This window comes from Ruminococcus sp. RTP21484sp1_RTP21277st1_D2_RTP21277_210401, assembly GCF_040924225.1.
Lineage (GTDB): Bacteria > Bacillota > Clostridia > Lachnospirales > Lachnospiraceae > Blautia_A > Blautia_A faecis.
In genome coordinates this window covers 16,987-31,257 of the sequence record NZ_JBCOMJ010000018.1, presented here as the reverse complement: position 1 = coordinate 31,257, position 14,271 = coordinate 16,987, and the positions used below count along the sequence as shown (strand labels likewise).

The window sequence follows — 14,271 nt, the reverse complement described above, 5'->3', positions numbered from 1 at the left end:
TCCTGACTTAGACTGTGGGCTTATTCTCCGTCCCTGCCCTTAGTCAGATATTCCATGATTTTATCTGCATTCAGCTCACGCACCCTCACCTCCTTTCCAAAGTATTCTCTAAGTGTATTCGCCTGATAATCCATGCAGATGATTGTTCCCTGCTGCTTCCAGCCAATTTCCTGCTTTATGCGGCATAAATGGCGCATATCAAGCTCGTGGCAAAAATAGATTGGCTGCATATTCTTATCAAAGCCTTCGCTTATGGCGTATTCTTTGCGTCTTGGATATTTCACCAATGTTGCCAGCAGCTTTTTCATCTTCTCCCGTTTCCAGGAAGTCAATAGAAATTCCATCTGAATCCTTGCTATAGAAATCCTTGGGATGTAGTAATAACGTTCATACACATCATCTACCTGATATAGATTTTTTCTGACACCGCTATCACTATTTAAAAGTTCAGTAAGGAATTCCATGCTATCTCCCAAGATAAGCGAATCAGCCCGTCGTAACCCACCGCCAATTAACAGCATGCGCTCTGTCCAGGTTCGCATTGCAGTTTCCATTTTCTTGGCCCACTTCATTCTTTTATTCATAGTATTATATACAACGTAAGCTGTATCCCCGGTAATCAGTACCCCACAGGCTCTGGACCCCTTGATTGCTTCTGCACTTTCTTTGTATTCCAGACTGCCATAGTACACTGCTTTTTTCCCACTTTTTTCAAACCCATTTCCCAGATCTGGTTTCTGGCTTTGAAAGATCTCAATACCCATCTTCCAAAAGAAGACCCATACCTCGCTCATCCGATGAAGCCGCAGCCTCTTTTCCAGCTCACTTTTCACATGATTGGTCTGTGCAGATCCAGAAAGGAAAAAGGAAAGGTCCTCTTCATACTTCTCCAGAAGATACCTTTTCCCTTTACTCCTCAACACATATCCCTTATATCCTCCTGCATTTCTCACAGAGATGTAATTTTCCTTTTTCAGCCTGGTAATAAGAGCTGCTGCATAAGTTTCTGATCCTACAATCTCTCCTACCAGGCCTGCTGGCAATTCCCCTGATACCGCAATCATTCTTAACAAGACATCCTCCTTTTTCATTTCTACCTCCCACTCAAAATCAACAAGAATCTGTACCCTATATGTTGAATACTTGGGTATCTTTTCTAGATTCTCATATCCCAAAATGCCTTATTTTTCAAGCACTTAAATGCCTATTCTATATATCGAATTTTTCTAATCTTAAAGTGCATCTTTTTCGATATCCAAAGGCTGGCTATTTTCACGGAGCCAGCCTGGAAATCGGCTTGAATCCATCACATATAACAACGTGCCATCCTCCATACCAAGCCTAGTTGTATGAAAAGTATCCACATAAAAACCACTGTCTGACTTCATGCAGAAACTGGATACAATATCCAGTACATGTTTCTCCTCAATGTTATCGTGATCTCGAACACGCCCCACCAAAGGCAGATTTTTATTATAAACATGCACAAAACAGACAAGGCATTCTTCGAAAGATGGGATTTCCATCGCCTTTTTTATCCGTTCTAAGCACCAGTTCTGAAGTGCTGTATGCAATGGTTTGTACAAAAAATCCGTGTAAAAATCCTTTCTATGGGGTACCAGAAGCGGCAATGCCACCTTTAGGATTCCCTCAGAAAATTCCACCTCGATTCCATGAATGGTCACAAGCTCCGCCTTGTAGTTTTCGTATTGAACTGGGTTAACTGTCACTTCTAAGGTAAGCCTTCGAAGCTTATCGGTTAATTTTTCAGATGTTTTTGCGGCTTCCAGAACTAACTCCGTGAAATAATCATATTGAAGTTCCGATTTTAAACGGACACACGAAGTAAGAACATTCCGCGACTCCGCCATATATTGCTCCATCCGCCAGCTTAAAGCCTGAGTCTCATCCAGCTGGTCCTTAATTTTTCCAAACGGCTCAGTACTATTCTTCTGATCCGCCTTGACTATATTGGTAATACTCGACTTCCCCACCTTCTTTCACAACACAATACCCAATCACATCCGCTATGTGAATAGCCGATATATAATCGGGATTTTCGACTACAATAATATGTCCGCAACTGTCAATTTTTTTCCGCGAAAACAGATTGTTTACCACCGTAACTTCCGCCTCTGAAATATACAAAATATCAAAGATTTCTCCCTCTCCGTAGAATACGATCCGTACCGGATACTCTTCCTTCGAAGCAGGAAAGTGTTCTTCCACTTGTTTCTTTTTCATCACATCAACCAGTACCCAGACAGCCTTCATAGTTCCCAGATCCTTAGCAGCAATTGCTTCCTCACTTGCTGCCACCACTTCCAGTTCTGGATGAATGAAAACCTGCCGCTCTTTTTCCAACGCCTTAAATGCTTTTCCAACAAAATGATCCCTGCCATCTAATGCAAAATAAGCATAAATCTGTGCCTTTTCCAAAACATGGTATTTCTGCACAAGCTCTCTGGTTTCAGCAATGACAGGTCTTTGTTTATTCTCCATTTTTTAATACCTCCAGCCAATCTTTTCAATTATCTCTATGACGCATAAAGGACGTTTTCTTTACGTCATTTATAACAACATTCACATTTTTTGTGATAATACGTCTTATAAGTGTCTTTCTATACGTCATTAATAACATTTACTGTTTTTTTCAAACACGAATACGTCATGAATGCTGTATTCAATACGTTTTCTATACGTCCTTTATGTGTCATTCCGTGTTCCCATAAGCGGATTCCCCATACTTTTGAATTTTGCCTTTTAATTTCTGCAGGTCCTTCCGGTCTGTTGTGATCAGATCCTTTTCTAACTGACTTGCCTTAAACTCTACAACCAGGTTATTGCTATTTGTTGAAATAAGTCCACAACCTCTCTCAAAGTGAACAATAGAATTAAACTCCGCTTCTGATAAATCCAGTTCCTTTTGTATCAGCTCTGCCTCTGCCACCTCCAGGTTTAAAATGATTTTGGTTTTCGCGTTGCTTAAGATTCCTCTTCCAATCTTGCCTCCGTTCAACTCATAGTAATCAACAAGATCCTGTGAGGCACTGATTGCAGCTCCACCATAAGCACGAATGGTTTTGTAGATTTCCTGGATATAGTCAGCTGCAAGTTCATTAGAGGACAACAGCTTCCAGGCTTCATCAATGAAGATTGCTTTTTCTCTGGTTCGGTCTTCCTTCGTCCGAGACCATACGTAATCAAGTGCTACAAACATTCCAATCAGCAGATCTCCTGATAATTCAGAAATGTCAAGTACCACATATTTATTATTCAGATCCACATTCGTCTGCTGGTTAAAGCTGGCTGCGGAACCGTTCACCAGACGATTTAAGATATTGGCAAGCCGCTTACACTCTTCCTTTCGAAGAAGGACTTCGTGTAAATCTCCCAGGATTGGCATTTTTCTATAACCCCCTGGCTTTGTCGGATCAAACAGACTCTGGTTATCATGGGTGATTCCCTTTTCCTGGTAACAGATCACCATAGCCTCATCAAGAAGCTGCTTTTCCTCATGCGTCATATCTGGTACCAGAAGGCTGAAAAAGATATGCAGGCTTTGGATCTTCACGGCTAGTTCTGAACGTTCCGAAACATATCCATCCAACAGCTCACTGGTAGCTTTATCAGACTGCCTGATTTCCATAACGTTGATACAATTGGAAGATGCTGGCGAAATCTGAATGAATGTGCCACCAATGTTATTGCAGGCCCTGGCAAATTCGTGTCCCTTATCCGGGGCGATAATAAATACCTGGATATTTTTTCTTCTCATACGAAGTGCCATAAGCTGCATGGTGAAGGTCTTGCCAGAACCGGAAGTCCCGAAAATAACCATATTGGCATTTTTATAAACAGACGTATTGAAAATATCCACCAGAACAAGGGAACTGTTTGCCTTATTCACGCCCATCAAAATACCATCTTTATCCGACATTTCATAGGCAGTAAATGGATAGCAGGCCGCAGCTCCTGATGTTAGAACATTTCGTTTGGATCTTTCATAGATTTTCTTATCCAGGCACAACAGGGGAAGAGAGGACAAAAATCCCTGTTCTTCCCCGAATAGACACTTGGACACCCCGATATCCTGCGAATTTAACAGCTTTATCATCTCTTTTGAGCGCCATTCAACTTCCCGCGCACTATGCCCTGTAACGGTAATTAAGGTGCTCATATAGTAAAATTCTTCGCTTCCAGAGAGTCCACGTTTCAGGTAATAACCTGCCTGAATGGATTCACTTAAACTGTCAAAATCACTGTTGGAATCAAAAGTATCTTTTATTTTGGAGCGGTTCAAACGGATCCGCCGCCCGATCCGCTCCATGCTTTTATTTTTATCCTGGCGAAAGAAAAACAAATCTATATCAATTCCCTCACCAGCGTTAATGAGAAGGGAAAGCCATCCAGCCGGCACCCTGGAACGGTATCTGCCAGATGGGATATAGAGGTAGGCATGATAAATGCCATCCAGAATCACATATTTATAGCTTTTAAAATTCAAAGAATCTGGTGCAATCAGCTCTGTCACCGGAATTTTTGCCACACTTTCTTTCCCATTTTCCAGAATATAATGATTCCGTACTTTTTCAATCCGCTCATCCAGCGTTGTCTTAAGGCACGTATCCCGGTTTAAGAGCTGATAAAACACTTCCACACAAAACCGGGTTTCGTTTTTATGCTCCAGGACCACATTTCCGCACATGGCAAGATATTTCTTCGCAGTCTGTACCGCCGATTGCAAGTATAAAAACATATCTCTTTCATTTACAGATTTGGTTCCGCTTAACGGATATTCAAAAATGAGAAAGAAACGCCGTGTGATGGCTTCCCTGGTTCCCAGCTGTGTCAGGAGCTTTGTATAATCCTCCTGTAAGATCCGGCATCGTTCATCTGGTTCCTGTTCTGCTTCTCTTCGTATCTTCTCTATGTAATCCTTGATATCCGCCTTTTTGGATAAAATCTTGAACTGTAAATTGGGCGGTGCAATTTTCAGATAAGAGGCAAAAGAATAGATGATATTTCTTTTCTCAGGTGCCGACCGCAACAGAAAATTAATAGGTAAAATCTCAATGATCTTAATGTACCTTTCATCTTTTGTTTGAATCACTCCATTTTTTATCTGACTGATTGGCAAATAGGACGAAGCCCAGGTCACTGGAAGAATATCCAGGTCACCGGCGTTCTCTTCCCTGCCTTTTGTTTCTACCGGTTCTGTATCTTTCACCGGAATAGGCTGTTTTTCCTTTACAGTTTCTTCCTCTGTCTGCACAGCCAGATTTTTCCGGAGGCTGCGTTCTTCTGCTTCCTGTTCATGGAACCGGGCGACAGCTTCCCGTTTTTCTTTTTGCGCCTGTAATCTGTCTTCTTTTTTCCGAAGTTTTTCTTCCTGCACATCCTGGCGTTTTTGAAGTCTGGCAGTATTCTTTCGCTCACGCTCCTGCTGCCGTTTTTCCCTTTTTTCGAGTTTCTCGGATTTCTTCGCCTCCTTCAGTTTTCTCTTCAGTTCTTCGACTTCGCTTCCGATCTCTGCCACCCTCCTTTTTTCTCTTTTTATGTTCCCGTCTGCAGCGTTTCTTCTGCTGTTTCCGGATACGGCGGTTTCGTTTCAAACGGTACTGACCGCTTGGTGCAGTTAAAACACGCCTTTTCACCATATACGAAAACAGCTGAATAAGAAAAGAGGAAAGACTTTCGCCCTGGACACCGATTACTGCCAATATCACAAGCGGCAGAATCAGGATGATCCCGACATAAATCTTCCCTTTTATTCCAAGATTTAAAAATACTAAAAAGCGGATTCCAACGAGTGCCAAAAATGCTGCTTCTACCACATTTCGGGCTTCTGCCCTTCCAGAGAACAAAGTTCCATCTCTTACAAAATTAGGTGGAATGATATATACGTCTGAATGGTCATTTTGTGTCATTTTTTGTGAAGCTCCTTTCCTGTTATCTCTTTTTAGACCATATCAGGCCACCGATTGCGGCAATTAGAGCCACCCCTACGCCGAGCAGTATAAATGGATTCTTCTGTTTTACTGCATCCACGATATTCACCTCCTGTGCTTGATTTTCTAAAATCCCCTCTGTCTCCTCTTCCTGTCCTTTCTGCGGAAGCACATTCATTTCATCAATAGGATTTTCATTTTTCTCTGCAGCCTGAGATTCTTCCCCTGCTGCAGGGATTTTCTCTATAACGACCTCTGTTACTGTAATCTTTTGCACCAGGAGACCTTCTTCTGGAAGATTCTGATACATATTCGAAAACTCTGTTACAAAAGACAGATCTCCCTCCGTTGCACTTACAGACTGAATCCGATAAGTTCCACTTCCAGTGGACAGATTCCACTCATAGAAGTTGTCCGCATTTAGGAATACCGTTTGGGTTACCCCATTTTGTTCTTCTAAAATAGCCTCTATCGTACCAGCAAATCCGTCAAAAACCTGTGCCCGAAATGCAATGACTGCCGGAACCTGTTCGGTACCTGTATAATTATCCTCCACCCCTGCTTCCATGGATTCCGAGCGTCTAAGGATAGCACCCTCTTCATCAAAGAGCACATATTTTCCAGCTGGATTGACGGTATCATAGCCCCAGCCATTCCGAAGCATTTCTCCACTTTCCAGATATCCATGTCCGTCATCCCAGGAAACAATCTGGGGAAGATCTGTAGAATTCTGCGTGTTCGTGTTTGCAAGTACCGTAATTGGCATTGCCAGTAATACAGAAGAATATAGTCCCATAAGCAACCAATATTTCAAATGTCTGTCCATAATCCCACCTCTCATTTTCCAATGATCCAAAAGGCTCCATCTGCCAGGTCACGACCGTAAGAAGCAATCGTTTCCACGCTGTACACTTTTCCAGTACGTTCCCTACTGGCACAATCGGCAATGGTGATATAGCCATCTTTAGTAACACCCGTCAGAACAATAAAATGCCCGCTTCCACTTCCCGTTATGGTGTAGGCTTCGCAGATTTCTACAACCATTTTTCCATCTTTTAAGGCATTTACAATATCCCCCATCCGGTCTTTTCCTACCCTTTCACAGTTAAGCCCCCAGTGATGAGCTGCATTCATCGGGAAGGAGTGGCATGTCCCAAGGCCATAGATATATTCCCCGTTTGCAATGGAAAACGCGCAGGTCATCTCCGGGGTCACCGTCTGCCCGGTTAAGGTTGAAACTACAATGGCAAGGGAAGTTGGACCACATCCCGAGGCTTTAATTGTACTGGCTCCATAAGACATGGTAGCCCAGGGATCTTCTCCCTGATTATAGTACACAACTTTTTTGACACCCTTTCCCACCGTGTCATAGGTAATAATATCCCCAGTCGCATCAATATTACCGATATAGGTATCACTCCCACTGGTTCCGCCAGTCAGAAAGTCCGTCCAGTGAAAGACATTGTAAAGGGCATTTTTGACAGCTTCTACACCGCCTTGCAGGTATTCCAACAGCTTTAATACAAAATTGAATGTGCTTTCATTTGTCACATATTTATATTGATAGCCGCTGCTTCCTGTCAGCTGTGTGTTCAAGATCAATGCCAGAGTGTACTCTACAACCTTTGTCGTTACTGTCCTCTTTTCTTCCCAGACATTGCCTCCCTGCTCCAGGACCTGCCGATAAGTCTGTTCATCTGTTTCTGCCCGGCTTCCATTCACATCCAGACAGTAGACTTTCTGTTCCATTTGGCCTTCCCATTCATCTGTTACAGTCCACGAAAAAAAGCTGTCCACATTTTGTGCGACAGCCTCCTTTAACACCTGATATGATTTCTCCAGGGACTCCTGATCTGTTTTTATTTCTGTGGAAGTACCGGATGTACTATCGTGAATCTCGACAAGCCCTAACACTTTCTTGACATAGGCCTGGGTTTCGGAATATGGCGGTACTTGATAACCATATTTGATAACTGCATAAGGTCCTGCATTATATCCAGCGACTGCAAGCTCTAAGCCATTGGAATAGCCTTTAAATTGCTCTACCAGCTGGCTGATGAATTTGGCGCCGCCCATAATATTCTGGTACGGATCATAAGGATTGGATACTCCAAGGGAAGCCGCCGTTTCCGGCATAAGCTGCATTAAGCCTATTGCCCCAGCACCTGATACCACATTCGGATTAAAATCAGACTCCGTTTTACAGATTGCAAGAAGCAGTGCCACTGGCACATTATAGGTCCTGGCAGCTTCCTGAAAATAGGCATCATAAGGGCTGGAAAGGTTGGTGTCCATATCAAGTCCCAGAACATTTGAATATCCAAGGAAAGAAGATATGGTGCTGTTGTCGCATTTATCCATGAGCATAACAGACAGATAATAGGATAAGCTTCTTTTTAGTTTTGTCTCAAACTCATCCACCACAACCAAAGTAGCATGCGCATATTTTTTCATCTGGTCTGCCTGGATTTCCTGCAAATGTAAATCCCTCTGCTGTCCTATGATCTGCAAAATCTCATTCTGATAATCTGCGTTTTGCAGAATTTGCTCCGCTCTGTTCCTGATATTTGCAAGCTGGTTGGACTGTGCCTCATTTGCATAGGAATCCGCGGTTGCAAACCCCAGATAGTTGAATATAATTCCGATCATGTTTGCAATAATAAACATCCACAAAAAAAGAAATAGAAATATAGCACCAAACACCTTCCAAACTGTTTTGCTGCCAGCCAAGGTTCCTACTAATGTTCCAAGCGGCCCTGCCATAGCAGTCCCGGCTGCCACACCAGAAGCAGTTCCACCAGCTTTTACAGCTGCCGATACCGCATAAGCAGCCTGTGCCGAATGAGCGATCATTTCACTCCCCTCATCAAGAGGGGAACTCTCTTGTCTTTCGTCATCCATAGCTTAATCCTCCAAGCTTCCGGTATCTCTGGTACCCTGTTTCTGTCCTCTTAACTCACTTCTTGATTTTGGAATTTCCAGGATTCTATGAGGATTGCGTAGCAGTTCCATATTCATAGGCATTTGTGCATCCTCCGTCTGGATTTCTTCCATACCATTTATTTCCTCTGAAAGTGTAAAGCTGTCATTTGCCTCTTCGATTGGATCCAGATTATCCTGTTCCAGGTATTCGTCTGGTTCCTGAATATAACTTTCTTCAGGTTCATTTATGCCATTTAAACCGTCTATAGCGAAATCTCCAGTTGTAGAATAATTTCCAAGGTCACCAGATTCTGCTGATTGTGCAGAAGACTCTCCCATGTTTGTAACCTGCTGCTCACTTTCTATATTCCCGGAAATACCAGAATCCGAATATGTAGGCGTTTCCATTTTGGGAACATCCGACACGTTACCAGAAGCATTTCCAACCTCTTCTGAAAAACTATTCGCGCAGCTTACCTCCGTATCTGGACTTGCATGAACACTCTCATTTCCAGACACAGCGTCCAGGATTCCAAAATCCGCTCTGGAATCAAAAGAAAATCCGTTTTCACCAGCAGTATTTTTATCTGAACCTGAATACTTGCTATTTAAGTGGCCAGATACATCCGCTTCAAAACCACTGGCAGAATAAGATCGTTCTCCTTTTCCATCAGAAGGAATATTTCTGCCTTCTTCCTGCCTTTTGTTACCAATGCCTCCTCCAAGATCCGTTTCCATTGCATAATCCGAAGTCCCCATGCCTGTCTCCGAAGCTGGATATTCACCAAGTTCTGCCATAATGCCATTATCACTGCTAAATGCAGATGCTCCTTCAAATTGCTGCGCTTCAAAAGACATAGAATCACTCCGGGCTGTGGTTTTTCCATCCGGGAAATCAGGTTCTCCTGGATTCTCCATTTCACCCAGTCCATTTACACTTGATAATGTTTCGGAGAATCCATCTTCCATAGTTTCGTTTGTAGTAACACCTTCTGAAGAAACAGCCTCTCTGCCTAAAGCTTCCTGATATTCTGGTAAGCTTCCCGTATTCAGATCCATTACAGTCCCTTTCGGTTCTACGAAATCATCGGATTCCATCCCAGGTTCAATTTCACTTGCAGATGTTACAGCAGTTGCGGCTGTCCCAGACACATAAGATGTACCAGAAGACTCCGTTCCATTTGCATGAATTCCCAGTTCGTCCAGCACATTTGCTGAAGCAGTATTTGAATGATTCACACTCTTGACACTTCCAGCAGCATTCCCATGCTTTTCTGGATATTCCGTATCAAAATCCCCACCCCAAAACAAAGATTCGATATCCACTTCATTTCCACCAGAGGGATTCATAGGGATAGGCCCCGCCGGTCCGGTAAAGCCATTTGTGGGGTCTGTGTTTCCCATGTTCGTAGATCTTCCTGTACCGTTTCCACTTCCATCCGTTCCAGAAAATACCCTTCCTGCCTGTGAAAAAATACGCTGTGCCGCCATAGCTGCTCCAAGTGCTCCCATGCCAGGGGAAGGCCGTCCAAGATTCACACCTAACGCCGCCATATAAGAATCCAGCTTGAATGTAATTTTACAAAAGCCCACCAGACACAAAGTTGCTACAAAAAACTTCGTGAAACCATAACCGCTTGCCATCATATTTCCATAACCAGACAAAAACATCTTTAAACACCAGGCATTTAAGATGATCAGAACTACCTGTCCACCAAACATTTTCGACCAGGATGCAAGGATGTTGTTCGTGGACTTAGATCCACCGGTTGCAAATGCCAGCGGTGCTGTATAGGAAAATACGCCCAGTAAGACATACCTCTCCGCAATAATGAACAACATTTTAAAGTAGTTCCAAGCCACCACAAACTGCATGATAAGCATTAGAATTGCAATACTGACTGTCCCAAGCCCTAGCGGTGCTGTAATCCCCTCTAAGGCAGTTACATACTCCGAAAAACTTTGCACCTTGATGTCGGTTCCAATCACCCATTGATATGGCGTTCCCGCAATTTTCAATATGTAATTAATAACAGGCTTTGAGGCAACCACAAAGAACAAGCAGATGGAAGAACGTCCAATTAACTCGATTGGTTCTTCAGCATTTATTCCAACCTTCCCGAACATGGATTTAAACAGCTGCCAGATCAGGATCATAAGTAACAAAGCAATTCCCATAGGGACAATCACATTCTGGTACAGACTTCCTACTACAGAAAACAGTTCTTCAAACAGGGAGAGGTTACAGGATAGTAAATCTGTAAATACATCCGTAATCAGTCCCATCATATCGATGATAAACTGAGATACCATTTCTTTGACTGCATCTACCAGAAGATCCAGCAGCCAGCTCATGTTTCATTCATATCTATTATAGATACCCTCCTTTTTGTGCCGGGAGAGCTCCGGCTTTTTCTTTTCTTCAGATCATCCCGTAAACATACTCTGTGGAATGATCTTTTCCAGATACGTTACAATCGCACCCAATGTCATAAGTGCCGCCCAGCAGATAACAATCCTTTTTAACCAGGATCTGGATTCATCCACAGTTCGTCCCGATTTGCTAAAATTCATTAGAAAAAGGCATACTGCCGCACAAACCACAGCTGCCACAGTTGCAATGCCAGCTACGTCTGTATAAACCGTCTGCATTGCATTTTTCGCAGTTGCAAAAATGTCATCCGCATACACGGGTACTGCGGTCATAAGAAGTACACCTGTCACACAGTATACAATTGGAAGCGCTTTTACAAGCCAGTTTTTCTTTCCAAAACGTGCAGCAATTTCATCTTTTACTTTCTGTTTTTCCATAGACTTCCTCCCTTCAACTAAACTCCGGAAGATCAGCTTCTTACAAGGTCCTTCTGTGCAATCCGGGCGAAAAAAAAGACAACCACTTTTCTAATGGCTGTCTTTTCATACTTTTTATAAAGTTCCTGGCTCTCTCATGCACCAGGTTCCGCATGCACAGAACTTTATAGTATTATTCTATTCGTTACGAAATCATATGTCAATTCCATAACGGTTGCATTATAGCTTCATTTGGATAGCAAAACACTACCGTGTATTTAACTTTTTGATTTTTAGTCCCAGCTGTTCAATCTCCTTGGAATAATCTTTCATCTTTACCAGATTATATAATTCAAAGAAAAACTCCAAATGTAAAAGAGAGTCTTTTACCTCAAATGAAAACTGATCTGCCATTGTCATTGCAGATACAAGAAAATCCATTAGAAATGTGTCTCCCGATGTACTCATCAAAAAAGCTCCCCAGTATTCCAGCTTTCCTGTGTGCCTCTCTTCATCAATGTCTAATATCAGATTTCCGCCCTGCATCTTTGCAATCTCGGCAGCTTTTGGATAAAGATTTCCCAGCAAATAATCATAACATTTTTCACTTTTCACTAACTTGTACTGAGAAAACTCCAGATCTGCTTTTTTCATTAACAAATCACAGGAATCCTTTGATGGCTTATTTTCTGTTTCTGAAGCATGATCAGAAAATAGCTCTTCCATTTCTGCATCATATGCTTCCTTATAAAATGCTTCAAATTTCATTTTTCATTTTCATATACAGGTAAAATAGCTTATCTGTATTCCTTCCATATTTTTTATTACTATATCACTTTTTCCTTGTTTTGACCAGTATAACGGACAATATAATTTTTCTTTTTTCATAAAATAGAAACATCAGCATTGACACCTATACTGGTCAAAAAGGGGAATGTTTATGGAACAAAAACTAAGATGTGATATCAGCATTGGACCAAACCTTCAGAAGCTCCGCAACAAATACGGAATCTCCCAGGAAAAGTTATGTGCCATACTCCAGCGAAATGGCTGTGACATTGGCCGCACAACTTACGCCAAATATGAGAATGGAGAGCTTAATGTAAAAATCAGTGTACTATTAGAATTAAAAAAAATATATAACTGTTCCTTCGACGCATTTTTTGAAGGTCTGGAAGAACCAAAATAAGCCCGGTATTATCCAACCGGGCTCGATTTCATTCTAAGCAGCATTTTTTAAATCAAGGCTTAATTGTCCTGCCTGCTCCCATGTTTTTGTTGGTATTCCGCAATCATGCAAAGCATCTTCATACCGTACTCCATTATTTTTTAAGTTCATGCAAATATTATAGTGATTTGGATGTGTAATAAGCATCCTTTGAAAGCGGTTTGGTTCAGCCTCTAAATGTGCGCCGAAGCCACAGAACATACAACCAGTTCTTTGTTCACCAGTTGTATAGTACTGTCCAAACTCATCCTGCCAGATATCTCCGTATGCAGAACTGATTTCAATATCATGTTCCACAATATAACGTAACACATCTGGCCTTGTCCAGGGACCAAGTGGCTGACTTTTTATAGTAGATCCAGTATAAACATTGCATCCTGTTTTAGCGTACAAATGTCCTCTTACAAAGCTTTCATCTTGCGTAATTCCAATATAAGGCTTCCTGCCAGTTTCTCTTTCGTATCTGGCAAATGGTTCCTTTTTCAAAATAATACAGCATTTTTCACTTATCTCATATTCCGTAGCAAGAAAAAATCGCCATTTCTTAGCTAATACGCCAAATTTCCCACGCTCATCCCCATATAGCAAATAGTTACGATAACGGTCACTCAAATTACCATGACGAAGTTTACGTACTTTGAGCGCAGTCTCCTTTGATATAAGAGGAAAACCAAATTGATCCACAACTTCCGAAAAATAAGCCCGTTTCCCAGACTTCCATTTAGGATAAATTTCTACATAGTTACCACTTGCCTTACGTGCGTGCCGTACAATTTCTGGGAATTCCAGGCCTGTGTTCGAAAATACAGCTGGTATCTCATCCCCTAATACTTTTCGTATCATATATAAAAGCGCTGTGCTATCCACCCCACCAGAATAACTTAGATATACCTCTCCATACCAGTTTTCATACCATTCACGTATTCTCGCTTCTGCAAGCTTCACTTTTATTTCATAGGGCAGGTATTTCCGCTGACTAAATTGCCACTCATTTAATTTCAATTCATCCTGAAGAATGTACATTTATTCAGCTCCATTAACCTACGGATATTGAAAGAAAATATCCGTAGGTTCGTCCCTATGCAGCCAGTGCTACAACACCAGTGCCCTCCTCATAGAAATTAATACAGTAGCAAACTGTATCTGTCTCAAACTTTACACGTTCATCATTCTGCTCCAATACTCGCATGATTTTTCCAGTTGAACGCCACAATCCATTCTGACAGTAGTGAGCTTTCTGTCCTTCTTTCAATGGCTGCATCACAGATCCATATAATACTATCATGGGCTTAAATTTCATTCGCTTTCCTCCTTTCTGATAATTTTTCAACTAAGCCACCTCCTTTTTTGCGCACAAAAAAAGCACAGAACCGACATTCA

General features: G+C 42.0%; 13 protein-coding genes. 1 reads left to right on the top strand and 12 read right to left on the bottom strand.

The genetic code is table 11. The features are described 5' to 3' along the window. Window positions 1–20: 20 nt before the first annotated feature. The 10 genes from AB5706_RS12920 to AB5706_RS12875 form a co-directional block, all read right to left on the bottom strand. Complete coding sequence (locus AB5706_RS12920) at window positions 21–1,091, bottom strand: hypothetical protein (protein ID WP_347161082.1); 1,071 nt, start codon at window positions 1,089–1,091, stop codon at window positions 21–23. A 141-nt stretch (window positions 1,092–1,232) separates the two neighbouring features. Next, entirely contained in the window at window positions 1,233–1,871 is a 639-nt protein-coding gene (locus AB5706_RS12915; RefSeq protein WP_347161081.1) for a DUF6100 family protein, read from the bottom strand. Between the two features lie 73 nt (window positions 1,872–1,944). Continuing rightward, a complete protein-coding gene (locus tag AB5706_RS12910) occupies window positions 1,945–2,502 on the bottom strand; it encodes a DUF5697 family protein (protein WP_118580531.1) in 558 nt (185 codons plus the stop codon). A gap of 211 nt (window positions 2,503–2,713) precedes the next feature. Then, window positions 2,714–5,539 carry a TraG/VirB4 family ATPase gene (locus AB5706_RS12905; protein ID WP_347161080.1) on the bottom strand — a complete coding sequence of 942 codons (2,826 nt, stop codon included), beginning with the start codon at window positions 5,537–5,539 and terminating at the stop codon, window positions 2,714–2,716. Then, window positions 5,436–5,930 carry a hypothetical protein gene (locus tag AB5706_RS12900; RefSeq protein ID WP_177968933.1) on the bottom strand — a complete coding sequence of 165 codons (495 nt, stop codon included), beginning with the start codon at window positions 5,928–5,930 and terminating at the stop codon, window positions 5,436–5,438. Before AB5706_RS12900 ends, AB5706_RS12905 begins: the two co-directional genes overlap by 104 nt. A gap of 22 nt (window positions 5,931–5,952) precedes the next feature. After that, a complete protein-coding gene (locus AB5706_RS12895) occupies window positions 5,953–6,777 on the bottom strand; it encodes a hypothetical protein (protein WP_347161079.1) in 825 nt (274 codons plus the stop codon). Between the two features lie 11 nt (window positions 6,778–6,788). Beyond that, the gene (locus tag AB5706_RS12890; RefSeq protein ID WP_347161078.1) at window positions 6,789–8,852 is read right to left on the bottom strand and encodes a transglycosylase SLT domain-containing protein; all 2,064 of its coding nucleotides are present in this window, start codon (window positions 8,850–8,852) and stop codon (window positions 6,789–6,791) included. Window positions 8,853–8,855: 3 nt separating this feature from the next. Further along, a complete protein-coding gene (locus AB5706_RS12885) occupies window positions 8,856–11,228 on the bottom strand; it encodes a hypothetical protein (protein ID WP_347161077.1) in 2,373 nt (790 codons plus the stop codon). Window positions 11,229–11,300: 72 nt separating this feature from the next. Continuing rightward, on the bottom strand, window positions 11,301–11,684 hold the full coding sequence (locus AB5706_RS12880; protein ID WP_227199209.1) for a hypothetical protein: 384 nt from the start codon (window positions 11,682–11,684) through the stop codon (window positions 11,301–11,303). Window positions 11,685–11,930: 246 nt separating this feature from the next. After that, the gene (locus AB5706_RS12875) at window positions 11,931–12,431 is read right to left on the bottom strand and encodes a hypothetical protein (RefSeq protein WP_347161076.1); all 501 of its coding nucleotides are present in this window, start codon (window positions 12,429–12,431) and stop codon (window positions 11,931–11,933) included. 172 nt (window positions 12,432–12,603) lie between these two features. On the opposite strand from AB5706_RS12875, the gene AB5706_RS12870 reads away from it, so the two are divergent. Next, window positions 12,604–12,852 (top strand): helix-turn-helix domain-containing protein, encoded by a 249-nt coding sequence (locus tag AB5706_RS12870; RefSeq protein ID WP_173719716.1) that lies wholly within the window; start codon window positions 12,604–12,606, stop codon window positions 12,850–12,852. 33 nt (window positions 12,853–12,885) lie between these two features. Here the strand turns inward: AB5706_RS12870 and AB5706_RS12865 are convergent, their stop codons facing one another. Continuing rightward, the gene (locus AB5706_RS12865) at window positions 12,886–13,893 is read right to left on the bottom strand and encodes a phosphoadenosine phosphosulfate reductase domain-containing protein (protein WP_368366123.1); all 1,008 of its coding nucleotides are present in this window, start codon (window positions 13,891–13,893) and stop codon (window positions 12,886–12,888) included. 76 nt (window positions 13,894–13,969) lie between these two features. Next, the gene (locus AB5706_RS12860; protein ID WP_347161074.1) at window positions 13,970–14,191 is read right to left on the bottom strand and encodes a hypothetical protein; all 222 of its coding nucleotides are present in this window, start codon (window positions 14,189–14,191) and stop codon (window positions 13,970–13,972) included. Window positions 14,192–14,271 lie beyond the last annotated feature (80 nt).